The sequence below is a fragment of the Streptomyces sp. NPDC002564 genome, assembly GCF_042889645.1.
GTDB lineage: Bacteria > Actinomycetota > Actinomycetes > Streptomycetales > Streptomycetaceae > Streptomyces.
Map to the genome: position 1 here is coordinate 565,254 of NZ_JBIARE010000002.1, position 23,949 is coordinate 589,202.

The 23,949-nt window shown below is 71.6% G+C and carries 21 protein-coding genes; 12 read left to right on the top strand and 9 right to left on the bottom strand.

The window, feature by feature from the left end; genetic code table 11:
• Nucleotides 1-37 precede the first annotated feature (37 nt).
• The 4 genes from ACFYXE_RS08990 (at nucleotide 38) to ACFYXE_RS09005 (ending at nucleotide 4,966) form a co-directional block, all read left to right on the top strand.
• Nucleotides 38-1,198, top strand: a complete 1,161-nt coding sequence (locus ACFYXE_RS08990) for an ROK family protein (RefSeq protein WP_389310480.1) — start codon at nucleotides 38-40, stop codon at nucleotides 1,196-1,198.
• A 151-nt stretch (nucleotides 1,199-1,349) separates the two neighbouring features.
• Complete coding sequence (locus ACFYXE_RS08995) at nucleotides 1,350-2,369, top strand: ABC transporter permease (protein WP_389310482.1); 1,020 nt, start codon at nucleotides 1,350-1,352, stop codon at nucleotides 2,367-2,369.
• Nucleotides 2,366-3,289 (top strand): carbohydrate ABC transporter permease, encoded by a 924-nt coding sequence (locus tag ACFYXE_RS09000; RefSeq protein WP_361168066.1) that lies wholly within the window; start codon nucleotides 2,366-2,368, stop codon nucleotides 3,287-3,289. The genes ACFYXE_RS08995 and ACFYXE_RS09000 overlap by 4 nt, the downstream gene beginning before the upstream one ends.
• Nucleotides 3,290-3,334: 45 nt before the next feature.
• Nucleotides 3,335-4,966: an extracellular solute-binding protein gene (locus ACFYXE_RS09005; protein ID WP_389310484.1), complete on the top strand. Its 1,632-nt coding sequence runs from the start codon at nucleotides 3,335-3,337 to the stop codon at nucleotides 4,964-4,966.
• 18 nt (nucleotides 4,967-4,984) lie between these two features.
• Here the strand turns inward: ACFYXE_RS09005 and ACFYXE_RS09010 are convergent, their stop codons facing one another.
• Both ACFYXE_RS09010 and ACFYXE_RS09015 read right to left on the bottom strand, forming a co-directional pair.
• The gene (locus ACFYXE_RS09010; protein ID WP_389310486.1) at nucleotides 4,985-6,415 is read right to left on the bottom strand and encodes an amino acid permease; all 1,431 of its coding nucleotides are present in this window, start codon (nucleotides 6,413-6,415) and stop codon (nucleotides 4,985-4,987) included.
• A 152-nt stretch (nucleotides 6,416-6,567) separates the two neighbouring features.
• Complete coding sequence (locus ACFYXE_RS09015; protein ID WP_361168075.1) at nucleotides 6,568-7,029, bottom strand: universal stress protein; 462 nt, start codon at nucleotides 7,027-7,029, stop codon at nucleotides 6,568-6,570.
• Nucleotides 7,030-7,139: 110 nt separating this feature from the next.
• On the opposite strand from ACFYXE_RS09015, the gene lysX reads away from it, so the two are divergent.
• Nucleotides 7,140-10,439 (top strand): bifunctional lysylphosphatidylglycerol synthetase/lysine--tRNA ligase LysX, encoded by a 3,300-nt coding sequence (gene lysX / locus ACFYXE_RS09020; RefSeq protein WP_389310488.1) that lies wholly within the window; start codon nucleotides 7,140-7,142, stop codon nucleotides 10,437-10,439.
• A gap of 70 nt (nucleotides 10,440-10,509) precedes the next feature.
• Nucleotides 10,510-11,358 carry a polysaccharide deacetylase family protein gene (locus tag ACFYXE_RS09025; protein WP_389310490.1) on the top strand — a complete coding sequence of 283 codons (849 nt, stop codon included), beginning with the start codon at nucleotides 10,510-10,512 and terminating at the stop codon, nucleotides 11,356-11,358.
• A gap of 36 nt (nucleotides 11,359-11,394) precedes the next feature.
• Here ACFYXE_RS09025 and ACFYXE_RS09030 read toward each other — a convergent pair whose 3' ends face one another.
• Entirely contained in the window at nucleotides 11,395-12,072 is a 678-nt protein-coding gene (locus ACFYXE_RS09030) for a class F sortase (RefSeq protein WP_361168085.1), read from the bottom strand.
• Nucleotides 12,073-12,421: 349 nt separating this feature from the next.
• On the opposite strand from ACFYXE_RS09030, the gene ACFYXE_RS09035 reads away from it, so the two are divergent.
• Nucleotides 12,422-12,916 carry a hypothetical protein gene (locus ACFYXE_RS09035; RefSeq protein ID WP_361168088.1) on the top strand — a complete coding sequence of 165 codons (495 nt, stop codon included), beginning with the start codon at nucleotides 12,422-12,424 and terminating at the stop codon, nucleotides 12,914-12,916.
• A 119-nt stretch (nucleotides 12,917-13,035) separates the two neighbouring features.
• Here ACFYXE_RS09035 and ACFYXE_RS09040 read toward each other — a convergent pair whose 3' ends face one another.
• The 3 genes from ACFYXE_RS09040 to ACFYXE_RS09050 form a co-directional block, all read right to left on the bottom strand.
• A complete protein-coding gene (locus ACFYXE_RS09040) occupies nucleotides 13,036-13,569 on the bottom strand; it encodes a hypothetical protein (protein ID WP_389310493.1) in 534 nt (177 codons plus the stop codon).
• Between the two features lie 243 nt (nucleotides 13,570-13,812).
• Nucleotides 13,813-15,117: an alpha/beta hydrolase gene (locus ACFYXE_RS09045; RefSeq protein ID WP_389310495.1), complete on the bottom strand. Its 1,305-nt coding sequence runs from the start codon at nucleotides 15,115-15,117 to the stop codon at nucleotides 13,813-13,815.
• A 236-nt stretch (nucleotides 15,118-15,353) separates the two neighbouring features.
• Nucleotides 15,354-15,566 (bottom strand): hypothetical protein, encoded by a 213-nt coding sequence (locus ACFYXE_RS09050; RefSeq protein WP_389310497.1) that lies wholly within the window; start codon nucleotides 15,564-15,566, stop codon nucleotides 15,354-15,356.
• A 103-nt stretch (nucleotides 15,567-15,669) separates the two neighbouring features.
• Here ACFYXE_RS09050 and ACFYXE_RS09055 point away from each other — a divergent pair, with 103 nt between their 5' ends.
• Nucleotides 15,670-16,437 carry a polyprenol monophosphomannose synthase gene (locus ACFYXE_RS09055; RefSeq protein WP_389310499.1) on the top strand — a complete coding sequence of 256 codons (768 nt, stop codon included), beginning with the start codon at nucleotides 15,670-15,672 and terminating at the stop codon, nucleotides 16,435-16,437.
• 42 nt (nucleotides 16,438-16,479) lie between these two features.
• Here ACFYXE_RS09055 and ACFYXE_RS09060 read toward each other — a convergent pair whose 3' ends face one another.
• Together ACFYXE_RS09060 and ACFYXE_RS09065 are read right to left on the bottom strand one after the other, a co-directional pair.
• The gene (locus ACFYXE_RS09060; RefSeq protein WP_389310501.1) at nucleotides 16,480-17,244 is read right to left on the bottom strand and encodes a hypothetical protein; all 765 of its coding nucleotides are present in this window, start codon (nucleotides 17,242-17,244) and stop codon (nucleotides 16,480-16,482) included.
• Between the two features lie 15 nt (nucleotides 17,245-17,259).
• The gene (locus tag ACFYXE_RS09065) at nucleotides 17,260-17,400 is read right to left on the bottom strand and encodes a hypothetical protein (RefSeq protein WP_361168106.1); all 141 of its coding nucleotides are present in this window, start codon (nucleotides 17,398-17,400) and stop codon (nucleotides 17,260-17,262) included.
• A 709-nt stretch (nucleotides 17,401-18,109) separates the two neighbouring features.
• Between ACFYXE_RS09065 and ACFYXE_RS09070 the strand changes: the two genes are divergently transcribed.
• The 4 genes from ACFYXE_RS09070 (at nucleotide 18,110) to ACFYXE_RS09085 (ending at nucleotide 23,000) form a co-directional block, all read left to right on the top strand.
• On the top strand, nucleotides 18,110-19,090 hold the full coding sequence (locus ACFYXE_RS09070) for an SCO0930 family lipoprotein (RefSeq protein ID WP_389310503.1): 981 nt from the start codon (nucleotides 18,110-18,112) through the stop codon (nucleotides 19,088-19,090).
• 213 nt (nucleotides 19,091-19,303) lie between these two features.
• Nucleotides 19,304-20,116, top strand: a complete 813-nt coding sequence (locus ACFYXE_RS09075; protein ID WP_389310505.1) for an SAM-dependent methyltransferase — start codon at nucleotides 19,304-19,306, stop codon at nucleotides 20,114-20,116.
• Nucleotides 20,113-22,248, top strand: a complete 2,136-nt coding sequence (locus tag ACFYXE_RS09080; protein WP_389310507.1) for a putative bifunctional diguanylate cyclase/phosphodiesterase — start codon at nucleotides 20,113-20,115, stop codon at nucleotides 22,246-22,248. Before ACFYXE_RS09075 ends, ACFYXE_RS09080 begins: the two co-directional genes overlap by 4 nt.
• Before the next feature lie 2 nt (nucleotides 22,249-22,250).
• The gene (locus ACFYXE_RS09085) at nucleotides 22,251-23,000 is read left to right on the top strand and encodes a VOC family protein (RefSeq protein WP_389310509.1); all 750 of its coding nucleotides are present in this window, start codon (nucleotides 22,251-22,253) and stop codon (nucleotides 22,998-23,000) included.
• Nucleotides 23,001-23,057: 57 nt separating this feature from the next.
• Here ACFYXE_RS09085 and ACFYXE_RS09090 read toward each other — a convergent pair whose 3' ends face one another.
• Nucleotides 23,058-23,933, bottom strand: a complete 876-nt coding sequence (locus ACFYXE_RS09090; protein ID WP_361168121.1) for a LysR substrate-binding domain-containing protein — start codon at nucleotides 23,931-23,933, stop codon at nucleotides 23,058-23,060.
• Nucleotides 23,934-23,949 lie beyond the last annotated feature (16 nt).

Consider the following 23,949-nt stretch of genomic DNA (forward strand, 5'->3'; position numbering starts at 1 on the left):
GAGAGCAACCGATCTTGCTGTCAAGGGGGAGGGACCCATGAGCGGCGACCCGTTGAGTGGCGATCCGTCACTGCTGCGCCGGCTGAACGCGGCGGCCGCCCTGCGTGTGCTGCGCGAACGCGACGAGATCACCGTGCCCGAGCTGGCCGCGCTGATCGGCGTCTCGCGCCCCACGGCCCAGGACCTGACCGCGCAACTCCTGCGCGAGGGCCGCCTGGTCGAGCTGTCCCCGGGCAGCGGCAGCGTCGGCAGGCCGGCCCGCAGGTTCCGCTTCCGCGCCGAGGCCGGACACGTGCTCGGCGTCGACATCGGCGCCCACAAGATCCTCGTGCTCGCCGCCGACCTGCTCGGCCGCACGGTCGCCGCCCGGCGCGTCGCCGTCACGCCCGAACTCCCGGCGCGCGAACGCCTCGCCGCCGTCCGCGCCGCCATCACGGGATGCCTGGCCGGGCCCGACGTCGCCGCGGTGCGCCCGCTCGCCACCGGCGTCGGCACCAGCGGCATGGTCGACACCGGCGGACGCGTCGCCCAGAGCGACTCGCTGCCCGAGTGGACCGGTCTCGACCTCGCCCAGGAGCTCTCCGGGGCCGCCCCGGGGCCCGTGGTCGTGGGCAATGACATCCAGCTGGCCACCCTCGCCGAGTGCACCGGCGGGATCTCCGTCGACGTGCGCGACTGCGTCTACCTGTACGTCGGCAACCGCCTCGGCATCGGCCTGTGGCTGCGCGGCGAACTGCACCGCGGCCACCGCGGGGCGGCGGGCGAAATGGTCGCGGGTGACGGCTGGGAACGCTCCTACCAGCGACTTCTCGACTGGTACGCGGGGCATCAGGGCGCCGACCGGCCCACCAGGGAGAACGCGGCGCGCGCGGTCGTCACCGCCGCGGCCGCGGGCGACGGCGGCGCCCGCTACACGCTGCGGGCCTTCGCCGAGTGCCTCGCCGACAGCCTCACCCGCCATGTCGCCGTGCTCGACCCGCGCGCGGTCGTGCTGGGCGGCGGCATCTCCCGCGCGGGCGCGCTGCTGAGCGAGCCGTTCGCGCGGCGCCTCGCCGAACTCTGCCCGAACGCACCCGAGGTGCGCACCTCCGTGCTCGGTGAGGAATCGACCGCAATCGGGGCAGCCCGCCTCGCACTGGACCAGCTGGAACAGATGGAACACACCGACCGCGCCGCGCAGAAAAGTCCAACCCCTTAGGACTCACAGGTGGTTGACGGGCGCGAGCTGCCCTTCCATGATGTGGCTCACTTTCGGAAAGTTGGCTTCTTAATTACGTCCTCCCCGGGACGTGCCCCGAGGCCCGCTGCCGGTTTCCCATTCCGTCGTGCCGCCAGGCCAGGGAGAACGAGTGACATCCCCTGCAACGCGACGCAGGCCGCAGGCCGCGTCACCGCCCGTGTCCGTGTCGAAGACGACGCCGAACTCCCCCTCGTCGGGCCCCGGCCGACCGCTGCGCATGCGCGCGCCGCTCCGGGTCCGACTGCGCCAGAACTGGGTGATGCTCGCCCTCATGGCGCCCGGTGTGCTCTTCTTCATCGGCTTCTTCTACGTGCCGATGCTGGGCAACATCATCGCCTTCCAGGACTACCAGCCCTTCATCGGCTTCAAGGAGAGCCCGCTGGTCGGCCTCGCCAACTTCCAGGAGCTGTTCGCCGATCCGGCGTTCTGGGAGTCGGTCCGCAACACCCTCGCCTTCGCCGCGCTCCAGCTGATCTTCTTCTTCCCGGCCCCGCTGGCCCTGGCGCTCCTCATCAACAGCCTGGTCAGCCCGCGCATCAAGAAGTTCGTGCAGAGCATCGTGTACCTGCCGCACTTCATCTCCTGGGTCCTTGTCGTCGCCCTCTTCCAGCAAGTCCTCGGTGGCGCGGGCCTGTTCAGCAACTATCTGCGCGACCACGGCATGTCGGCCCTCGACGTGATGAGCGACCCCGGCACCTTCCCGCTGTTGATCACGGGCCAGGTGATCTGGAAGGACATCGGCTGGGGGATGATCATCTACCTGGCCGCGCTCGCCAACGTCGACCAGAGCCTGTACGAATCGGCGGCCGTGGACGGCGCGGGACGCTGGCGCCGCATGTGGCACGTGACGCTGCCCGCCGTGCGCGGCGTCACCATCATGCTGCTCGTGCTCCGCCTCGGTGACGTGCTCTCCGTCGGCTTCGAGCAGTTCCTGCTGCAGCGCGACGCGGTCGGCGCCCGCGCGGCGGAGGTCCTCGACACCTACATCTACTACCACGGCGTCGTCTACGGCGACTGGGGCGTCGGCGCCGCGGCCGGCCTGGTCAAGGGCGTCGTCGGGGCCTTGATGATCTGGGGCGCCAACAAGGTCGCCCACGCCTTCGGAGAGCACGGGGTGTACAGCAAATGAGCAGCTTCGGATTCCCCCTGCGCACCCAGCGGCCCCGCGAGGAGCGCCCCGCCTGGGAGGAGCCGCCCACCAGGATCGGCTCCGCGGCCAAGGCCGTCGTCATCACCGTGATCTGCGCCGTGATGGTCCTGCCCTTTCTCACGGTGCTCTCCACCAGCCTCGCCTCCCGCAAGGAGATCACCGAGTCCGGCGGCTTCGTGCTCTTCCCCTCGGAGCCGACGCTGGAGGCGTACCGCACGATCCTGTCCGGCGGCATCGTCTCCCGCGCCGTGGTCGTCAGCGTCCTGATCACCGTGGTCGGCACGGCGCTGTCGCTCCTGACGACGATCGCCCTGGCGTACGCGCTGAGCAAGCGCGGTGTCCCGGGCAGCAAGCCGGTGCTGCTGCTCGTCCTGTTCACGCTGCTCTTCGCGCCGGGCATGGTTCCGATGTACGTCGTGGTCAAGGAGCTCGGACTCCTCGACTCCTACTGGTCGTTGATCCTGCCGGTGCTGATCAACGCCTTCAACCTCGTCGTCCTGCGGGCGTTCTTCATGAACATCCCGGACGAGCTCTACCAGGCCGCCCGCATCGACGGCGCGGGGGACTGGCGCATCCTCACCCGCATCGTGCTCCCGCTCTCCAAGGGCGTCGTCGCCGTCGTCGGCCTCTTCTACGCGGTGACGTACTGGAACGCGTTCTTCAACGCGATGCTGTACCTCAACGACTCCGGCAAGTGGCCCATCCAGCTGGTCCTGCGCACCTACGTCGTCCAGAACAAGTCCATGACGAGCGATCAGCTCGGCATCGCGCACATGCCGCCGCAGCAGTCCCTGTCCATGGCCGTCGTCATGCTCGCGCTGCTGCCGATCCTCGCGCTCTTCCCCTTCCTGCAGAAGTACTTCACCAAGGGCGTGCTCACCGGCGCCATCAAGGGCTGACCCCTCCCCACACGACCTCATCCGCGGAGAATTCCCATGCCTGGCATGTCCCGACGCAGCTTCCTCAGCCTCTCCACCGCCGTCGCCGCGGGCGCGGCCGCCACCTCCCTGACCGGCTGCGGCTCGTCCGCGAAGAAGACGGGCGAGGCGGCCTCCTCGAAGGTGAAGCTGCCCTCGCACATCCCCTTCACCAGGATCAAGCCCGACCTCGCGCCGAACGCGAAGGGCCTCTCGGCGGGCTTCCTCTCCTACCCGAAGGACCTGGTCCGCAGCGTCGCGAAGACCCCCGGCGACGGCTCGAAGATCACCATGCTGACGGAGATCTGGACGCAGCCGCCGACGCCCAAGGGCTCCAACGCGTACTGGAAGCGGCTCGACGAGGAGCTGGGCGTCGACCTGACGGCGATCCTCGGCACCGACCCCGGCTACGAGGAGAAGTTCTCGGCGACGATCGCCGGCGGCGACCTGCCCGACCTGCTGTGGATACCCCCCAACCAGGGCATCCAGCACGTCGCCGAGCTCCTGGAGGCGAAGTGCGCGGACATCACCGAGTTCGTATCGGGCGACGCGGTCAGGAAGTACCCGAACCTCGCCGCGATGACCCCGGCGCACTGGAAGACGGCGGTCGTCAACGGCAAGATCTGGGGCGCCCCCGTGCCCTATCCCGCGTTCGGCCAGGTCTACGCGGGCAACCCGCGGGTCTGGGACAAGGCGGACGGCATCCGGTCGAGCAGCCCCGAGGAGTTCCTCGCCAAGTGCAAGGAGGTCACCGGCGGCAAGGTCTGGGCGCTCGAACCGATCTACGTCAACGCCGCGAGCGTGCTCAGCCAGTGTTTCGGCGCACCGAACAAGTGGCGCCAGAACAAGGACGGTTCGCTCACCTGGTTCCAGGACACCGACGAGTACGAGGCGGCGCTCGACTTCGTCCTGAAGCTGAAGAAGGCCGGCGTCTTCTACCCGGGCAACCCCAAGATGGCCGACGCGTACATCAAGATGGCGCAGGGCACCATCGGCGCCACCGTGCACGCCAATCCGTACAACGCGCGCAAGGAGATCCGGGTCCAGGACCCGGGCCTCGCCGCCGAGATCCTGATCCCCTTCGGCGCGGGCGGCAAGAAGCCCACCCACCACTACCACCTGGGCACCATCGGCTACACCGCCATCAAGAAGGGCGACGAGAAGCGGGTGCGGATGCTGCTGCGCGTCCTGGACTACCTCGCCGCCCCCTTCGGCAGCAAGGAGCGCGAGTTCCTGGAGTACGGCACCGAGGGCGAGGACTTCACCTACGACAAGAACGGCTTCCCGGACCGCACCAAGCAGGGCAAGCAGCAGGTCGAGGGCCTCTACAGCGGACTGCAGACGGCGACGACCGCGCCCTTCGCGCTCATCGCGTCGACCTTCCCCGGCACGGACCGGGCCCAGGACGTCAAGGACGTGTACGCCGCCGAGCGGCAGCTCCTGGAGACCGCGGTCCGCAACCCCACGGTCGGCCACTACTCGGACGCGTACACCCAGCACTACGGGCGCATGTCCACCGAGGCGACCGACCTGGTCAACGACATCGTGAGCGGGCGCAAGAAGCTCTCCGAGTGGAAGCCGTTCTGGGCCGAGTGGAAGAACAAGGGCCTGGAGCAGATGGCCCGCGAGTTCCAGAAGTCGATCGAGCGGAGCTCCTGAACCCGGCCCGGACGGACGTCAGGACCCGGTGGTCCGGTCGGCCTTGGCGAGCTCCGACTTCCGGTACGAATACCCGAAGTAGACGCCGAGGCCGATCAGGAACCACACCGCGAACCGCACCCAGGTCTGCCACTGCAGGAACGTGATCAGCCAGATGGAGAAGACCACGCCCAGCGCGGGCACCACCGGCATCCCCGGGCAGCGGAAGGTGCGCGGCAGCTCGGGGCGCTTGTAGCGCAGCACGATGACCGCGACGCACACCACGACGAACGCCAGCAGGATGCCGATGTTGGTCAGTTCGGCCGCCTCGCCGATCGGCAGGAACCCGGCGATGGCGGCCGACGCGACCCCGACGATCCACGTCACGCGGGTCGGCACGTGCCGCGTCGGGTGGGTCTTGGCGAACCACTTGGGAAGGAGGCCGTCCCGGCTCATCGAGAACCACACGCGCGTGCAGCCCAGCATGAACGTGAACATCACGGTGAGGATGCCGATGATCGCGCCCACCGCGATGACGTCCGCGAGGCCGCCGAGCCCCACCGACTTGAACGCCGAGGAGAAGCCGCTCTCCGGGTCGACGTCCTTGTAGCTCTGCATGCCGGTGAGGACCAGGCAGGCGAGGACGTACAGGACCATCGAGATCGCCAGGGAGTAGAGGATGGCCTTCGGCATGTGCCGCTGCGCGTCCTTGGACTCCTCGGCGGCGGTCGACATGGCGTCGTAGCCGAACACGGCGAAGAAGACGGTCGCCGCCCCCGTGAAGGCGCCGCTGACCCCGTAGGGGAAGAACGGGTCGTAGTTGCCGGTCTCGATGTGGAAGAAGCCGACCGCGATCACGATCAGCACCACGATCACCTTCAGCACGACCACGATCATCTCGAAGCGCGCGGCGTTCTTGATGCCGAGGGTGAGCAGGTACGCGATGAACAGGCACAGCACCGCGGCGAACAGGTCGACCTTGTGCCCGTCACCGGTGCCGGGCGCGCCCATCATCCAGTTCGGCAGCTCGGCGCCCATCTCCTCGACCAGGAAGCCGAAGTAGCCGGAGATGCCGATCGCGACGACGGCGACGATCGCGGTGTACTCCAGGAGCAGGTCCCAGCCGATGAACCAGCCGGTCAGCTCGCCGAGCACCACATAGCCGTAGGTGTACGCCGAGCCGGCCTTCGGGATCATGCCCGCGAACTCGGCGTACGAGAAGGCGGCGGCCGCGCTCGCGACCCCCGCGATCAGGAAGGAGACGAGCACCGCGGGGCCCGCCGTGCCGTTGGCGACGGCGCCGGCCAGGCTGAAGATGCCGGCGCCGATGATGCCGCCGACCCCGATGGCCGTCAGCTGCCAGAGGCCGAGCGACTTGGCGAGTCCGCCGCCCGCCCCGCCCTCTTTCTCCTCGATGTCCTCGATGGGCTTGCGGCGCAGTACGCCCTGCCCCATCCGGAGTCCCGGCATGAGCTCCACCTTCTTCGCCTGCGGCAGTCGGCTGATGGCGGATCATGATGGCCCAGCCGGGGCCGCGACGGAAGGCGCCACACCCCGGGCGTCCGGGGGTTCTCGCGGTTCTTGCAGGTCGGGTCAGGTCGGGTCAGGGTCACGGTGGCCGGTCACGGAACCACCGTGACCGGCCACCGGCCCGCCTTGACCAGGCGCACGGCGACCGAACCGACGATGCGGTGCCCCGCCTGTTCGGACGCGCCGACCACGACCGCGTCGGCCTTCAGGTCGTCGGCGGCGGCGACCAGGCCGGTGTAGGGGTCGCCGCGGAACGTGTGGAACTCCCACCGGACGTCGAATATGTCCTTCACCCGCTCGGTCGCCGACCGGATCTCCGCGATCAGCCCCTCCGCGATCTGGTCGGTGGTCTCGGCCACCGGGGCACCGAACGCGGCACCCGCCGCCATCACCGGCTGGATGTAGACGACGGCGAGCAGCGCCCGCTGTCTCCTCGCCAGGCCTCCGGCATATGCCGCCGCCCGGAGGGACGAATCGGAGCCATCGACTCCGACGACGATGACCTTCGGCCCGTCGGTGCCGCGTTCGAATGCTGGGGACTGGTCTGCGCTCACGCCGAGAGGTTAGCGGAGGCAGCCGTACCGCCTGTGTCCCGGGCGGACCGTGCCCCCGGCCCGCCCCGCTCGACGCGCGCCCCGCCGCACCTCTTCCTAGAGTCGTGCCCATGACGGTCAGCACGGCGGAGCCAGAGGCCAGCGGGCAGATCCGCACCAGGAGCGGCTTCCTCGGCCGGGTCCCGGAGGGCTTCGCCGCCTTCTTCGGTGTGCTCGGCGTCTTCTGCGCGATCCTCGCGGTCATCGCCCCGCTGCGCCGCCTGCTCCTGCCGGTGATCCGCTTCCTGGACCTCGTCACCGTGCCGGTCAGCGCGAACCTCGCCTACGCCGTCTTCCTCTTCCTGCTCGCCGCCGCCACCGCCGCCCGCAAGAAGGTCGCCTGGTGGCTGGTGGTCAGCTACCTGGGCCTGCTGCTCGCCTTCGACGTGCTCGGCGCGGCCCTCGGCTTCTGGGCCGAGTCGCTGCCCTCCTTCATCGTCTGCGCCGCCGCCTTCGTCCTGCTGATCCTCGCCCGCAAGGAGTTCTCCGCGGACTCCCGGCGCGGCGCCGTGCGCCGGGCCGTCGCGGTCCTCGTCGCCGGGCTCGCCGTCGCGATCCTGCTCGGCTGGGGCCTGGTGGAGCTGTTCCCCGGCACGCTGCCGCGCACGGAGCGGCTGCTGTGGGCGGCCAACCGGGTGTGCGGCGGGCTGATCCACGGCGGCGACTACTTCGACGGAGCGCCGCCCCGCCCCCTGTTCTTCTTCCTCGGCCTCTTCGGCGCCCTCGCCCTCCTCAACGCCGCCGCCACCCTCTTCCGGTCGCAGCGCATGGAGGCGGCGCTGCACGGCGACGAGGAGCCGCGCATCCGGGCGCTCCTCGGGGCGTACGGCGCGCAGGACTCGCTCGGCTACTTCGCGACCCGGCGCGACAAGGCCGTCGTCTTCTCGCCCAGCGGCAAGGCCGCCGTCACCTACCGCGTCGAGGCCGGCGTCTGCCTGGCCAGCGGCGACCCCGTCGGCGACCGCGAGGCCTGGCCGCACGCCATCGGCGCCTGGCTGGACGTGGCCCGGCGCTACGCCTGGCAGCCCGCCGTGATGGGCGCGTCCGAGGACGGCGCCACCGCGTACGCCCGGGCAGGACTCGGCGCGCTGCAGCTCGGCGACGAGGCGATCCTGCACGTCGCCGACTTCGACCTGGACGGCCGCGACATGCGCGTCACCCGCCAGGCCGTCAACCGCGTCCGCCGCACCGGGGCCACCGCCCGCATCCGCCGACACTCCACCCTCACGGACGAGGAGATGGAGGCGATCATCGACAAGGCCGACGCCTGGCGGGACACCGAGACCGAGCGGGGCTTCTCGATGGCGCTGGACCGGCTCGGCGACCCGGAGGACGGCGACTGCCTGCTCGTCGAGGCCCTGGACGCCGACGGCAGGCTGCTCGCGCTGCTCTCCCTGGTCCCCTGGGGCAAGGACGGCATCTCCCTGGACCTGATGCGCCGTGACCGCAGCGCGCCGAACGGCGTCATGGAGTTCATGGTCGCCGAGCTGTGCGCCGCCGCGCCCAAGTCCGGCGTGCGGCGCATCTCGCTGAACTTCGCCGTGTTCCGCTCGGTCTTCGAGGAGGGCGGCCGGATCGGCGCGGGGCCGGTGCTGCGGCTGTGGCGCAAGCTGCTCCTGTTCTTCTCCAAGTGGTGGCAGCTGGAGGCCCTGTACCGCTCGAACGCCAAGTACCACCCCGAGTGGTACCCGCGCTTCATCTGCTACGGCGACAGCGGGGCGCTGGCCCGGATCAGCCTGGCCTCCGGCATCGCCGAGGGCTTCGTCTCCGTGCCCTCCCTGCGCAAGCTCTGGGGCAAGGGCCACGTCGCCCGCGGCGTCACCCAGCCCGCCACCACCGAGGGGCTGCCCCCGATCGCCGCACTCGGTCTCGCGGGCCAGGGCGACGCGGCCGACGCCGACCCGACGGCGGGCCTGCCCGAACAGATCCGCATCCGGCACCGCACCCTGGACCGGCTGCGCGCCGAGGGCACCGACCCCTACCCGGTGGGCCTGCCCCCGCGCACCCACGAACTGGCCGCCATCACCCGGGACATGGCCGGCACCCCCGTCACCGTGGCGGGCCGCGTCATGCTCGTGCGCGACTTCGGCGGCATCGTCTTCGCCGTCCTGCGCGACTGGTCGGGCGACCTGCAGCTGGCCTTCGCCCGCGACGTCTCGGGCCCCGCCGTCCTGGACCGCTTCACCGCCGACACGGACATCGGCGACCACATCACGGCCACCGGCACCGTCGGCACCAGCGACCGGGGCGAACTCACCGTGTTCGTCACCGACTGGCGGCTCACCGGCAAGTGCCTGCGCCCGCTGCCCGACAAGCGGCGCGGCCTGACCGACCCCGAGGCCAAGGTCCGCCGCCGCTACCTCGACCTGGTCGCGAGCCCCGGCGCCCGCGACGTGGTGCGGGCCCGCTCCACCGCCGTACAAGCCCTGCGCCAAGGGCTCCTCGACCGGGGCTATCTGGAGGTCGAGACGCCGATGCTCCAGCAGATCCACGGCGGCGCCAACGCCCGGCCCTTCACCACCCACATCAACGCCTACGACCTCGACCTCTATCTGCGCATCGCCCCCGAGCTCTATCTGAAGCGGCTCTGCGTCGGCGGCATGGAGAAGGTCTTCGAAATGGGCCGCACCTTCCGCAACGAAGGCGTCTCCTACAAGCACAACCCCGAGTTCACGATGCTGGAGGCCTACCAGGCCTTCGCCGACTACGACGTGATGCTCGACCTCACCCGCGACCTCATCCAGGGCGCCGCGACCGCCGCCTTCGGTGCACCCGTGGCCCGCAAGGCCGACGCCGACGGACGGCTCGTCGAGCACGACATCTCCGGGCCCTGGCCGGTCAAGACCGTGTACGGCGCGCTCTCCGAAGCGCTCGGCGAGGAGGTCGACGCGGACACCCCGCTGCGGGCGCTGCACCGGCTCTGCGACCTGGCCGGCGTCCCGTTCACACCGGACGACGGCCGCGGCGACGTCGTCCTGGAGATGTACGAGCGGCTCGTCGAGGAGAAGACGACACTGCCCACCTTCTACAAGGACTTCCCGACCGACGTCTCCCCGCTCACCCGCCAGCACCGCACCGACCCGCGGCTCGCCGAGCGCTGGGACCTCGTCGCCTTCGGTACGGAACTGGGCACCGCCTACTCGGAGTTGACCGACCCCGTCGAGCAGCGCCGCCGCCTCACCGCGCAGTCGCTGCTGGCCGCCGGGGGAGACCCGGAGGCCATGGAGCTCGACGAGGACTTCCTGGACGCCCTGGAGTACGCGATGCCGCCCACCGGAGGCCTCGGCATCGGTGTCGACCGGCTCGTCATGTTCCTCACCGGGCTCACCATCCGGGAGACCCTGCCCTTCCCGCTCGTCCGCCGCGTCTGATCGGGTGCTTTCGGGGGCCGTGGCGGTGTTGGTGTTCCGCGCGGGCCTTCGGCCATGCGACGCATTAGTCATGAAAGATGATCAGCTGACTCCAGGGCGTCGAGTTCTGCTCCGTGCCGCCGCGGTGCTCGGCCTGGGCGCGACGGCGGGCTGCATGGGCACGGGAGGACCGGCGGCCCCGGGCCCCTCCGGCAGCGTGGGAGCGCCCGCCGGGGGCCCGCAGGCCGCCGCGCGTCCCCTCAAGCCCTCGGCGTACCGCCTGCAGCCCTTCGCGGGAGCGGGCCCCCAGCGCGCCGCACGCGCCCTGCCCCGGGTGCGCACCGCGCCGATCCTGCGCATGGCGGGCCGGGACCGGTCGATGGTCCTGACCTTCGACGACGGGCCCGACCCCCGCTACACCCCGGACATCCTGCGCACGCTGCGCCGGCACGACGTCCGCGCGATGTTCTTCGTCTGCGGCGAGATGGCCGTCGACAACAAGGACCTGCTGCGCGAGATGGCCGACGACGGGCACCTGATCGGCAACCACACCTGGGACCACCCGCTGCTGCCCCGCATGAACCGGACCCTCATGCGCGCGCAGATCGAGCGGACCTGCGACGTCATCGAGGACGCGACCGGCGAGGCGCCGTCCTGGTTCCGCGCCCCCTACGGCGCATGGAACCGCAACGCCTTCCAGCTGGGCGCCGAGCTCGGCATGGAACCGCTCGCCTGGACCGTCGACACCCTCGACTGGACCGAACCCGGCGCCGAGACCATCGTGCGACGGGTGCGCGCCGGCGCGGGTCCGGGCGTCGTGGTGCTCTCGCACGACGCGGGCGGCGACCGCTCGGGCAGCGTCGCCGCGCTGCACACCTACCTCCCGGAGCTGCTCGACTCCGGATACCGCATCACGCTGCCGAGCCCCGCCATGGCCTGAGCGGGGGCCGCCCGCCGCGCCCCCTGGTCCCGTGTGTCAGCGCACGGCGACCAGGCGGGCGAAGACGACCACGTTCCCGTCGTAGCCGGACTGCTTCGAGAATCCGCCGCCACAGGTGATGACCCGCAATTCAGGAGTTCCGCCGTTCCCGTACACGCGCTCGCCGGGGAAATTCTCCTTGTCGAAGACCTCGATTCCGTAGATCTGGAAGATCGCCGTCTTCTGGTCCTTTCGCCTGACCTCGACGTGATTTCCCTTCTTCAGCGAACCGAGGCCGTAGAAGACGGCGGGGCCCTGCTGGTTGTCCACGTGACCGACGACCACGGCGGTGCCCTTCTCGCCGGGCGACGCGGCGCCGGTGAACCAGCCCGCGAGGTTCGGGTCGTCCGGCGGCGGGGCGTCCACCCAGCCCTCCGCGTCCAGTCCCACCTGCATGACGGGGGCGTCCACTTGAATGCCCTTGATGCGCACGCGCTCGGCGGGGGAGAACGTCAGCGGCGCGGGCGCGCTCCGGCCCGCGGCGGGCGCGCGGTCCGCGGCTGCGGCGGACGCGGGCTGCGGCGGACCCACGTCGAATTCCCCGGAACCATTCCGGATCAGTGCGAGACCGGTCAGCAGGACAAGCGCCATCGCACCCCACGGGGCGCGCTTCTTCTGCTTCTCCTCCTGGAGTTCCTGGAATTCGAAATCGTCGGCCGGATGGGACGAAGACATTCTCTATCCCCTCTCAGACGCGGCGGGCGTGCCGCGTCCGTTGCGCGTACCAGCACGCTAAGCGCGGGGCGCGCGGCGTGCGAAAGGGCGGGAGCGAACGGGTGGCGCCCGGGCCGGGGTGAGCCATCCGGGTCGCCGCCGACAGGAAATTTCTGACGGTCCGTGACCTGCGGTGATGTCGGGTTGCGCGGACGCGCTTCGGCGTGTCGTCTCACCGGTACGGCCGAGCGCCGAAATGCGGGGCCGCGCACGGCATCTGAGGGTTAGTCTGGGAGGCGCTCTCGCCGATCGACCGGGGACGGTATCCCCGGGGCGTCTTCCGCGGAGGATTGCCATGCGTACTTCTCGTATGCGGACCACTCGTGCCCTCGCGGTCGCCGCCGCGGCCGCCGGGGTCGTCGGGCTCGCCGCCCCGACCGCGTCCGCGTGGGCCGACCCGACCAACATCGTGGCGATGCCCAGCGTGATCCCGAGGGGCGGCCACCTCACGGTCACCGTCGACGGATCGTCCTGCCAGGCCCCGGGCAGCAAGGTGACCTCGCCCGCCTTCCCCGACACGAACCTGAAGACCATCAACGGCGGCACCACGGCGAGTGCCACCGCGGTCATCCACTCCCACGCCACCCCGGGCGCCTACGACATCACCGCCCACTGCGGCGGCAAGACGCTGACCCGCCCGGCGGCCTTCACGGTCATCCACGGCGGCGTGCGCGGTGGTCTCGGCGGCGCCACGACGTCCGGCGCGACCAGCACCGACATGGCGATCGGCGGCGCCCTGGTCGCGGCCGCGCTGGTCGGCGGCGGTGTCTTCTGGATGCGCCGCCGGTCCGAGAACCGGATCTGAGGCTCCCGTCGGGCCGGTGCGACCCCCCCTTCCGCCCCGCCCCGACCCGCCTCGCACGTGACGGCGCCGCACCCCCGGGACCTGGAGACGTCCCGGGGGCGCGGCGCGTCCGGCGTCGGTCAGGAGTTGTCCTCGCCGGTGCGGCGGCGCGTCTTGTAGTAGGCGGCGCCGAGCGTGCCGAGGATCAGCGCGCCGCCCAGCGCGATCTCCTGCAGGTCGAGCCCGCCGAGGCTGCCGCCGATGCCTGCCTTGACGCCCTTGTGGACGGGGTGGTGGCCCGAGTCGTTGTCGGGGCGGCCGGTGGCGATGGTGAGGTCGGTCTTGTCGCTGCCGGGGTTGCTGCCGTTGCAGGTGAACGTCACCTCGTACATGGCCCCTGGTTTCGCGTCCCAGAACACGTGGGCGGTCGCGGACTTCTGCCCCTTGGGGATCGTGGTGTCGTCGAAGACGCCCGAGGTGACCTTGGTGTCGCCGTCGCAGCCGTCGACGTTCAGGGTGACCTGGCCGCCCGCGGCGATCGTCGTGGGGGCGATGCTGAAGCCGAACGCGGTCACGTTCTCCTCGCCCCGGTAGGACGCCGACGCGGTCGGGGCCGTCAGGGCGAGGGCGGAAGCGGTGAGCAGGGCGGCCGAGGCGACGCGTATCGCGTGCATGATGGATCCTCCGGGTCCCCGAGGAGCAGCTGCGGACCTTCTTCCGCTGGCGCCTGAAATGCACCTCGATGCCCGAAACGCTAAGTACGGACCCGGGGCCGCGCGATCCGTGTCGCGCGAACGGGGCAATCGTGTGGGCCGGACAGGGGAACCGCACGGCGCGGCGCCGGTGCCGGAGCCGGACGGCGTGTCAGGGGCGAAAGCGGCGCCGCGGCCGTGTGCCGGGGTGCGGCCGACGGGCCGTCAGGGCGTCAGGCCGGTGTGCGACGCCAGCCACGGGAGCTGCTTCTCCAGGCCGGGCCGCCACACCTGCCAGCTGTGCCCGCCCGGCAGCTGGACGAGCTCGACGCTCATCCCGGCCTTCTTCGCCGCCGCGTACACCGTGCGGGCCTGGGGGCGGTACGTCGAGTCGTCCGTACCCGCGACGAACACCCCGGCGGTGTCCGGGAACTTCTCCCGCGCCATCACGTCCACCGGGTTGACCTTCTCGAACGCGGCCTCGTCCCCGCCGAACGCCGCGTCCACCGTCTTCTTCCGGCTCCCGAGCGTCGGCTCGTCCTGCCCGGAGATGTCGACGAAGGAGCCGAAGCGCCGCGGCGCGTTCACCGCCAGTTGCAGGGAGCAGGTGCCGCCGTTGGACAGCCCGGACACCGCCCAGTGCGCGCGGCCCCGGGCCGTCTGCAGATGGCCGGCCGCCCAGGCCGGGACGTCCTCGGCGAGGTACGTCTGCACCTTGCCGAGCCGCGAGTCCATGCACAGCGGGTTGTCGAAGGAGGAGCCCAGCGGGTCGACCACCAGGACGATCGGCGCGAGCCCGGCGTGCCCCGCGGCGAAGTCGTCCATCATGTCCGGCAGCTGACCGGAGGTGATCCAGTCCTGCGGGGCGCCGGGCTGGCCCGCCATCAGGACGAGGACGGGCAGCAGCGGCCGGGGCGAGGCGCGGTAGGCCGGGGGCAGGTAGACGTACGCGTCACGCGCCTTGAAGCCGGACTTCGTGCCCGGGATCGAGGCGGTGGAGACCGTGCCCTTGGCGGGCAGCCCCGGCGGCGGCTTCCACACCTGGGACAGCGCCTTGCCCTCGGGCACGTCGAGGGTCGGTTCCTTCTTGCCCGTGGCGTCCTTGAGGCTGACGGTGTCCTGGGGGCCGAGCATGGTCCGCAGGGTCGGGTAGTTGTCGTAGTGGACGTTGATCTCGCTCGCGCCGAGCACCACGACGAGCGCGCCCGCCAGGAGGGCGCCGAGGCGACCGCGCCAGCGCAGCGTCGGCAGGCGGAACAGCGCCAGGCACAGGCCGAGGAGCGCGACGCCGATCCACACCACGACATCGCCCGGGAGCTGGTCGGGGAACGGCTGCCACCAGTCGTCGACGGTCAGCTTGACCAACAGGGTCAGCAGCGCGGCCAGGACCACGGCCAGCGGGAGCAGGCGGGTCCACCAGCGGCGGTCGCGGGAGAAGAGCAGGGCGGCGAGGGCGATGCTGCCGAGGATCTGGACGACGAGCGGCACCGCTCCGTCGACCAGCGACCAGTCCAGCGGCCCGGTGGCCATCGGCACCCGCTCCACGCGCGTCCCCGTTCCGTTCGGTGCCGTGCCACACGGACCGGTTCCGGGTGACACGGACCGGGGGCCGGCCTGCGGGCCGGCCCCCGGTGGAGGTCAGGTGAGCGGGCCGCTCTGCCTTGAGCTACAGCCCCGTGCAGTGGAGCTGGGTGGACTTGAACGCACCATCTGCCCGCTCACCAAAAACCATAGCAATCACATGAAAAGTGGCAAATCGGGCGACCCTAGGTGGTCGGCCACCCGTGCGGTGCGCCGCGCCACTCGACGAGGTGCGGGTCGTCCAGCGCGATGTCGGCCTCGCCGAGCCCCGCGCTCCGCAGCAGGTCCGCCAACTCCCGGTCGTCGTGCGCGGCGCCGACGTCCTGCCCGCGCAGCGTGACCCGCCGCCCGCCGTCGGCGGCGGGCGGATGGACGACGATCGGTGTCTGCCAGGTCATGGCACCAGAGTGCGCCGTCCGGCTCCGCCGCGCAGCGCGGTTCGCGGCCAAGTAAGCCGTACTGTGGTGCCCCACCGCAGGGCGATCGCACGGGGGAGTGAACGTGGAACAGGCGTCCCGGCAGGGCGGTGCGACGTCCCCGAAGGTCGTGGTGGTCGTCCCCACGTACAACGAACGCGAGAACCTGCCGCTCCTCGTCGGGCTGCTCGCGGACCTCGGACTGGCGAACCTGCACGTGCTCGTGGTCGACGACGGCTCACCCGACGGCACCGGTGACCTCGCGGACACCATCGCCGTCAAGTCGGCGGGGACGGTCTCGGTGCTGCACCGCACCGAGAAGGACGGCCTGGGCCGCGCCTACGTCGCCGGGATGACCCGGGCGCTGGCCGACGGCGCGGACGTGGTGGTGCAGATGGACGCCGACCTCTCCCACCCGGCGGACACGCTGCCGCTCATGGTGCGCACCCTGCTCGGGGACGACGACGTGGCCGTCGTCCTCGGCTCGCGCTATGTGCCCGGCGGCGCGCTCGCCACCGAGTGGGCCTGGCACCGCAAGGCGCTCTCCGCCTGGGCGAACTTCTACGTCAACGCCATCCTGCGGCTCGGCGTCAAGGACGCCACGGCCGGGTTCAAGGCCTGGCGCGGCACGGCGCTCGCGGCGATCGACCTGCCCTCGGTGCGCAGCAACGGCTACTCCTTCCAGGTCGAGATGAACCACCGCGCGATCCGCCGCGGCCTGCGGATCGTCGAGGTGCCGATCACCTTCGAGGAACGGGTGCACGGCGAGTCGAAGCTGAGCCTGCGGGTGCAGGCCGAGTCGGCCGTCACGCCGTGGCGGCTGCGGTTCGGCGACCGCGGCACGAGGAGCTGACCGGCTCCCCGCGCCACGGGGCCTCTTCTTCTTCGGGGGAGCTCAGCCGCCCAGTCCGGGGAACAGTGCCCGGAAGGGTTCCGCCGTCGCCGCGACGCCGCGGCTGTAGGGCGCGTCGAAGTCCCAGATGAGGAAGAGCAGGAAGGCGAACAGCGCGGAGAAGAGCCCGGCCAGGATCAGTTCCCGTGGGGTCCGGCGGATCTGCAGCGCGAAGATCATGCCGATGGTGACGAGCCCGCCGGTGATCAGGCCGAACCAGACCACACCCGGCATGGTCGCCCCCACGCTGTCCCCGCGGGCGCTGCGCGCGTCGTCCGCCGCCGCCACCGCGTCGACCAGCGGCTGGTACGCCTGCGCCTCGAAGTCCGACTTCGGCTCGTAGTCCGTCACGTCGTGCCGGACCACCGCCAGCAACTCCGCACCACGGTCGGTGAGTTCGTTCTTCGACTTCATGGTGTCCCACTCGGTGGTGACGACATGGCTGACATAACTGTGGACGTCGGCGCGAATACGCTCCCTGACATCTTCCGGATACACCCGCGCCCGCTCCGAGACCTCGTGCAGCGCCTGGGCCTCGAGCCGTACGTGCTCCTGGGCGGAGCCGCGCGCCTCCCAGACACCCGCGATGGCCAGGCCGAGGACGATGGCGTACACGACGCCGATCATCATCGTCATGTACTCGATGACGTCGGGCGTCTCCGACGCGTCGTAGTCCGCGCCGGTCCTGCGGTGGCGCAACAGCGTCACCACGAGCACGACACCGCACGCCGCCACCATCGCGAGGGTGAGAACAAGCCATTCCGACATGGAGACCTCCGACGGTCAGCGCGGACGGAGCGCGGCGACGGCCAGCACCGCGGGTGCCGTGATGAGCAGGGTGAGCGAGACGAGGGACGGGCCGCTGCGGGGCGGCCGCTTGCGGGTCGGCGTCTCGTACTCCGGATAGCTGACGGGAGTCGGCACGACCCGGGGACGGACGGACGGCTTGGGTTTCGGGGTGGGCTTCGGGTCGGGCTTCGGCACCGTCCTGACGACGGGCGTGGGCGGGGGAGGCGGCGGAGGTGTGGGGCGGACGGTGGGCTCGGGCGGCGCGGGGGCCGGCGGCGGGGGCGGCTCCGGAGCGGGGGGCTTCGGCGCGGGCGGTCTGGGCTTCGGCGGCGGGGTCGGGGTCGGTTTCGGTGGTGGGGGCGTGGGCGACGGTTTGGGCGGCTTCGGCTTCGGCGGCTTGGGCGATGGTGGCTTCGGGTGAGGGGTGGGGCAGCCTGCGCCGCCGCCCGCCACGGCCACCGCGTCGCCGCCCCCGTCGATCGAGGCGTACGCGCAGGCGTCGGCGGAGGCCGATCCCGCCGCCGACGCGCCCACCAGCAAGGCGAGGGCGACCAGCGTCAACACGCGTGTGACTAGGGGCGATATGCCCCGCGGAGTTCCGTGCACGACCGGGATCATCGGCCGCGCGCACGCCCGGCACGCCGGAGATGCTCCCGATTGACCCGAAGGGAGGAAGCGCCCCTGACGAGGTTTGACGGCGCGCTCCCCGCTCCCCGCCCCCGTCCGCCGAGCGCAAAGAATCTTGGCGGGCGGTTGAACGCGGCGGCGGCCCGCACCCGTACCTAGGGCCATGCGTGACGCAAACGGGCGCCACGGCACCTCCGCGGACAGCTAGGAGTCAGGAATGCTTCATCCAAGTGGGGGATCCCCCCGGGCCTGGCGGAGCGCCTCGCTCGTAGCGACGGCCGCGGCCCTGCTGGCGCTGACGACGGCCTGCGGACAGGAGAAGGGCGACCAGTCCCCGAACGGCCAGAACGTGGGCAACCAGGCGCCCGCCAAGAGCGACGACTACGGCGCCGACGACGGCTACGGCACGGACTCCGGCGCCGCCGACAAGGGCGCGGGCGCCAAGGCGAAGCCCGCCGGGCAACTCGCCGTGTGGGACAGCAAGAAGCTCGGCAAGGTCGTCACCGACAGCGCGGGCTTCACCCTCTACCGCTTCGACAAGGACACCGCCCAGCCGCCCAAGTCGAACTGCGACGCCGCCTGTCTGAAGGCCTGGCCCGCCGTCGCCGCCGACGGCGCCGAGGCGCCGCCCGGTGTCGACGAGTCCCTGCTCGGCGAGGTCACCACCGCCGACGGCACCAAGCAGCTCACCCTCGACGGCTGGCCGATGTACCGCTACGCCCAGGACGCCAAGCCCGGCGACGCCAAGGGCCAGGGTGTGGGCGGCACTTGGTACGCCGCCGCTCCCGACGGCAAGAAGGCCTCGGCCGCCGCCGCGGACACCGCCCCCGTCGACCCGGCCGGTCTGTCCACCCGCAAGGACCCCCAGCTCGGCGAGATCGTCGTCGACAAGAACGGCATGACCGTCTACCGCTTCACCAAGGACTCCGCCTGGCCGATGAAGTCGGCGTGCACCGGGGCCTGTCTCGACAAGTGGCCGGTCGTGGAGCCGGTGGCCAAGAACGACACGAAGGGCATCCTCGAGAAGGGCTTCGTGGTCTTCGACCGGCCGGACGGCAAGAAGCAGCAGACGATCGACTGCTGGCCCCTGTACACCTTCGCCGGCGACAAGAAGCCCGGTGACACCAACGGTCAGGGGGTGGGCGGCACTTGGTACGCCGCGAGCCCGCAGGGCAAGCCGGTGGGCGCCGCCAAGTAGCCCGGACGGCGTAGGGACGAAACGGCCCGTCTCCCCCCATACCACAGGGGGGAGGCGGGCCGCCGCACGGTGGGCGGCACGGCACTTGCCAAAGGCAGTGACCGAGAACGGACGGCCAATTTCCGTTTTGACTCGCTCCCTTGGCGGACGATCAGTAGCCTCACCCTCGAACACCGGATCGTCTGCGCCACCCCCCAACGCCTTGGAGTCTTGATGGAGCGTCCCGCCTGGGCACCGCTCGGCATCGACATCTCGATGCCCAGCGTGTCCCGCATCTACGACTACTACCTGGGCGGCTCGCACAACTTCGAGGTGGACCGGGAGGCGGCCCGCAAGGCCATGGAGTTCATGCCGGGGCTCCCCAAGGTCATGCAGGCGAACCGCGCCTTCATGCGGCGCGCGGTGGGGCACGCCGTCGAGCAGGGCATCACCCAGTTCCTCGACATCGGTTCCGGAATCCCGACGTTCGGCAATGTCCACGAGGTGGCGCAGCAGGCCAGCCCCGGTGCCCGGGTGGTGTACGTGGACCACGATCCGGTCGCCGTCGCGCACAGTCGAGCGGTTCTCGAGGGCACCGAAGGGACCGCGGCCGTCACCGGTGACCTGCGCAAACCGCGGGACATTCTGGGCAGTTCGGAGGTCGTCTCGGTCCTCGACCTGGACCGCCCGGTCGCTCTTCTCCTTGTCGCCGTCCTGCACTTCGTCGAGGACGCGTACGATCCATACGCGGCGGTGGCGGAACTGCGGGAGGCAACCGCGCCCGGCAGCCTCGTCGTCGTCAGCCACGCCTCGTACGAAGGGATCCCCGTTCCCCCCGAGCAGGCCGGCCGGACGGTCGGTGTATACAAGGACATCCGCAATCCACTGATCATGCGCTCGCGCGACGAGATCGCGCGGTTCTTCGAGGGGTACGACATGGTGGAACCCGGCCTGGTGCCGATGCCGCACTGGCGGCCCGACACCGCGCCCGAGGAGGAGGATCCCTATTCCTTCTCGGGATTCGCGGGCGTGGGACGAAAGCGTTGAGCGCGGAGCAGGACGGACCCGAGGACAGACTTCGCCGGTTCGCCACCATCTGGAGCCGCGCGATCTTCCCGGTGACGGCCACCTCGCTGACCCGTCCCGAGTTCGAACAGCAACTGGTCCCCCTCGCCCGACGGTTGCACGAGGCGCTCCAGGAGCGCGTCTTCGACGCGGCGGAGAGCCAGGCCGTCGGCGCCGCGCTCATCGGCACGCACTGCACCGACCCCGAGGCGCTCAGCCGCACGCTCGACTGCGTGGACGCCTACCTCGTCCTGTACTGCGGCGGTGAAGGGCCGCGCGAGGAGCTGCGGGCCCGCTCCGCGCGCATCCAGCACGCCATGGCCGCGGGCTTCGCCCAGGCCCTGCGGGAGCGCACCCTCGCCGAGCAGGAGGCGATCTCGCGCGCCGCGCTCAGCGCGCGCAGCGCCGTCGCCGAGGCCCTGCACGCCAGCGAGGCCCGCTTCCGCGCCGTCTTCCACGGCGCCGCGATCGGCATCGGCATCGCCGACCTCGACGGCACGGTCCTCGAGGTCAACGACGCGCTGATCCGCATGTTCGGCGGTCTGGAGCACCAGCTGCGCGGACGCAACGTGGGGGACTGGACCCACCCCGACGACTCCCCGCACGTCTGGAAGCTCTACGAGGAGCTGGTGCGCGGCGAGCGCGAGCACTACCGCGTGGAGAAGGCCTTCTACCGCCCCGACGGCACGGTCCTGTGGACCAACCTGACGGTCTCGCTGCTGCGCGACGCGGACGGCGTCCCGCAGTATCAGCTGGCGCTGATGGAGGACACCACCGAGCGCCGGCTGCTCAACCTGCGCCTGCGGTACGAGGCCACGCACGACGCCCTCACCGGGCTGCCCAACCGCACCCTGTTCTTCGAGCGCCTGGAGAAGGCGCTCGCCGCGGGGGAGGGCGCCCGGTTCGGGCTGTGCTACCTGGACCTCGACGGCTTCAAGACCGTCAACGACAGCCTCGGGCACGCGGCGGGCGACCGGCTCCTGGTCGAGGTCGCCGACCGGCTGCAGTCCTGCGCGACCGCGCCCGGCGAGATGGTGGCCCGGCTCGGCGGCGACGAATTCGTCGCGCTCACCACCGGACCCGACACCGAGACCGAGGTGGACGAGCTCGCCGGACGCATCATGAACGTCCTCGCCACCCCGATCCGCGTCGACGGCCGCGAGCTGACCGTGCGCGGCAGCATCGGCATCGTGGAGGGCCCGGCGGGCGAGCGCGGCGCAGCGGAGGTGCTGCGCAGCGCCGACATCACGATGTACCGCGCCAAGTCCGCGGGCGGCAACCGTTACGAGCTCGCCGACCCCGAGGCCGACGCGCGCGCCATCACCCGGCACGGGCTGACCACGGCACTGCCCGCGGCCCTGGAGCGCGGCGAGTTCTTCATCGAGTACCAGCCGCTCGTCCACCTCGGCGACGGCAGCGTGCGCGGCGCCGAGGCGCTCGTGCGGTGGCTGCACCCGCAGCACGGCGTCATCGGCCCGGACCGGTTCATCCCGCTCGCCGAGCACACCGGCCTGATCGTCCCGCTGGGCCGCTGGGTCCTCGAGGAGTCCGTCCGCCAGGCCCGGCTCTGGGAGGCACGGCACACCGACGCCGGGCCGCTGCGGGTCAACGTCAACCTCTCGCCCATGCAGCTCACCCACCCCGGCCTGGTGTCCGACACGGTCGACATCCTGGAGCGCGAGGGCCTCGAACCCGGCGCGCTCTGCCTGGAGGTCACCGAGTCCGCGCTGATAGGAGCCGACGACGACCTGCTCAAGCCGCTGCGCAGGCTGGCCGAGATGGGCGTGGACATCGCGCTCGACGACTTCGGCACGGGCTACTCCAACCTCGCCAACCTGCGCCGTCTTCCGGTGAGCGTGCTCAAGCTCGACCGCTCGTTCACCCAGGGCATGCAGCACTTCCCGGCCGACCCCGTCGACCTGAAGATCGTCGAGGGCATCGTCGCGCTCGCCCACAGCCTCGACCTCGCGGTCACGGTGGAGGGCGTCGAGACGGGCGCCCAGGCGGACCAGCTGCGCGAGCTCGGCTGCGACACGGCCCAGGGCTGGTACTACGCCCGTCCCGGCCCGCCCGACCGGCTGCACGAGCTGGCCCTCGCGGACGCGACGAGCTGACCGTGATCCGTTGGGCGTACGCCTTCGTCGACCGGCCCCGTGACCGCTTCCCCGAGGCGTGCGCCTTCTGGGCGGCGGTCACCGGGTCCCGGCCGTCCCCGCCGCGCGGCCCGGCGGGCGAGTTCGTGACCCTGCTGCCCGAGGGGCCCGCCGACGCCCACCTGAAGGCGCAGGCCGTGGACGGGCCCGGCGGCGCGCACCTGGACCTGGCGGTGGACGACCTCGCGACGACGACCGCGGGGGCGCGGGCACTGGGCGCCGCACCGGTCCACGCCGAGGACGGCCTCGAGGTGCTGCGCTCGCCCGGGGGCGTGCTGTTCTGCCTGGTCCCCTGGGCCGGCGAGCAGTCCCGCCCCGCCCCGGTCACGGCCCCCGACGGGTCCGTCAGCCGGCTGGACCAGGTGTGCCTGGACCTGCCCGCGGAGGCGTTCGACGCGGAGGCCGAGTTCTGGACGGCGCTCACGGGCTGGGACTCCGCGCCCGGCGCGCACCCCGAGTTCCACGTGCTCGCACCGCCCGCCGAGCTGCCCGTCCGCATCCTCCTGCAACGTCTGGCCGCTCCCGCCCCGGCCACCGCCCACCTGGACCTGGCCTGCACGGACCCGTCCGCCACCCGCGCCGGGCACGAGCGCCACGGCGCGACCTTCGTCGCCCCCGGCGCCGACTGGCTCGTCATGCGGGACCCGGCCGGGGGCATTTACTGCCTGACGGGGCGCGATCCGGTGTCGGGGCGGGTCGTTCGGCGAGGTTGACGGGCACGGGGCCGGGGCGGGGTCTCCCCGGGCGGGGAAGTGACACCCGGCAAAGGCTCAGCGCTCCAGGAGCATCCGCTGGAGTTCCCGCGCGGCCCTCGGCGGCGCCACGTCGCTGCGGTGGGCCAGGGCGATGGTGCGGTGCAGGCTCGGCCGCGCCAGGGGCGTCATCCGCAGCCCCGCGCCCGAGCGCTCGGCGACCATGCGCGGGACCACGGCCACCCCCAGGCCCGCGCGCACGAAGCCGAGCACCGCGTCCATCTCGCCGCCCTCGACCGCGAACTCCGGCTCGAAGCCCTCGGCACGGCACGCCGACACGGTCAGCTCCCGCAGGTCGTAGCCGTGCCGGAACATGACGAGGCGCTCGCCCTGCAGGTCCGCGATGCGGACCGAGCGCCCCAGGCCCCGCGCGTCGGGCGAGGAGACCACCACCAGGTCCTCGCGCAGCAGCTCGACGGTGGTGAGGGCGGGGGACGGGCTCGGCAGCGGCAGGACGACCAGTGCCAGGTCCAGGGCGCCGCGGGCCAGTTCCCGCACGAGGTCGTGCGAGCCGCCCTCCTCGACGAGGAGCTGGATGCCGGGGTGCCGGTCGTGGAAGGCGCGCAGCACCTCGGGCAGCAGGCCCGTGCAGACGCTGGGCGTGGCGCCCAGCCGGATCCGCCCGCGGCGCAGCTGCGCCAGCTCCTGCACCTCGATGCGGGCGGTGTCCGCGTCCGCGAGGATCCGGCGGGCCAGCGGCAGCAGCGCCTCGCCCGCGTCGGTCAGCGTGATGTTGCCGCGCGCCCGGCTGAACAGCTCCGCGCCGAGTTCCTTCTCCAGCGCCCTGATCTGCTGCGACAGCGAGGGCTGGGAGACGTGGACCTCCTCCGCCGCCCGCGTGAAGTGCCGGGTCTCGGCGACGGCGACGAAGTAGTGCAGCTGCTGGAATTGCATAAGGGCAGCGTACGTG

Bases quoted from the DNA above. Each gene is read 5' to 3' on its own strand.
- ACFYXE_RS09025 (WP_389310490.1), top strand. From the start codon at position 10,510: ATGAAAGATGATCAGCTGACTCCAGGGCGTCGAGTTCTGCTCCGTGCC.
- ACFYXE_RS09035 (WP_361168088.1), top strand. From the start codon at position 12,422: ATGCGGACCACTCGTGCCCTCGCGGTCGCCGCCGCGGCCGCCGGGGTC.
- ACFYXE_RS09005 (WP_389310484.1), top strand. From the start codon at position 3,335: ATGTCCCGACGCAGCTTCCTCAGCCTCTCCACCGCCGTCGCCGCGGGC.
- ACFYXE_RS09045 (WP_389310495.1), bottom strand. From the start codon at position 15,117: ATGGCCACCGGGCCGCTGGACTGGTCGCTGGTCGACGGAGCGGTGCCG.
- ACFYXE_RS09000 (WP_361168066.1), top strand. From the start codon at position 2,366: ATGAGCAGCTTCGGATTCCCCCTGCGCACCCAGCGGCCCCGCGAGGAG.
- ACFYXE_RS09040 (WP_389310493.1), bottom strand. From the start codon at position 13,569: ATGCACGCGATACGCGTCGCCTCGGCCGCCCTGCTCACCGCTTCCGCC.
- ACFYXE_RS08990 (WP_389310480.1), top strand. From the start codon at position 38: ATGAGCGGCGACCCGTTGAGTGGCGATCCGTCACTGCTGCGCCGGCTG.
- ACFYXE_RS09090 (WP_361168121.1), bottom strand. From the start codon at position 23,933: ATGCAATTCCAGCAGCTGCACTACTTCGTCGCCGTCGCCGAGACCCGG.
- ACFYXE_RS09010 (WP_389310486.1), bottom strand. From the start codon at position 6,415: ATGCCGGGACTCCGGATGGGGCAGGGCGTACTGCGCCGCAAGCCCATC.
- ACFYXE_RS09060 (WP_389310501.1), bottom strand. From the start codon at position 17,244: ATGTCGGAATGGCTTGTTCTCACCCTCGCGATGGTGGCGGCGTGCGGT.
- ACFYXE_RS09070 (WP_389310503.1), top strand. From the start codon at position 18,110: ATGCTTCATCCAAGTGGGGGATCCCCCCGGGCCTGGCGGAGCGCCTCG.
- ACFYXE_RS09050 (WP_389310497.1), bottom strand. From the start codon at position 15,566: ATGACCTGGCAGACACCGATCGTCGTCCATCCGCCCGCCGCCGACGGC.
- lysX (WP_389310488.1), top strand. From the start codon at position 7,140: ATGACGGTCAGCACGGCGGAGCCAGAGGCCAGCGGGCAGATCCGCACC.
- ACFYXE_RS09075 (WP_389310505.1), top strand. From the start codon at position 19,304: ATGGAGCGTCCCGCCTGGGCACCGCTCGGCATCGACATCTCGATGCCC.
- ACFYXE_RS09030 (WP_361168085.1), bottom strand. From the start codon at position 12,072: ATGTCTTCGTCCCATCCGGCCGACGATTTCGAATTCCAGGAACTCCAG.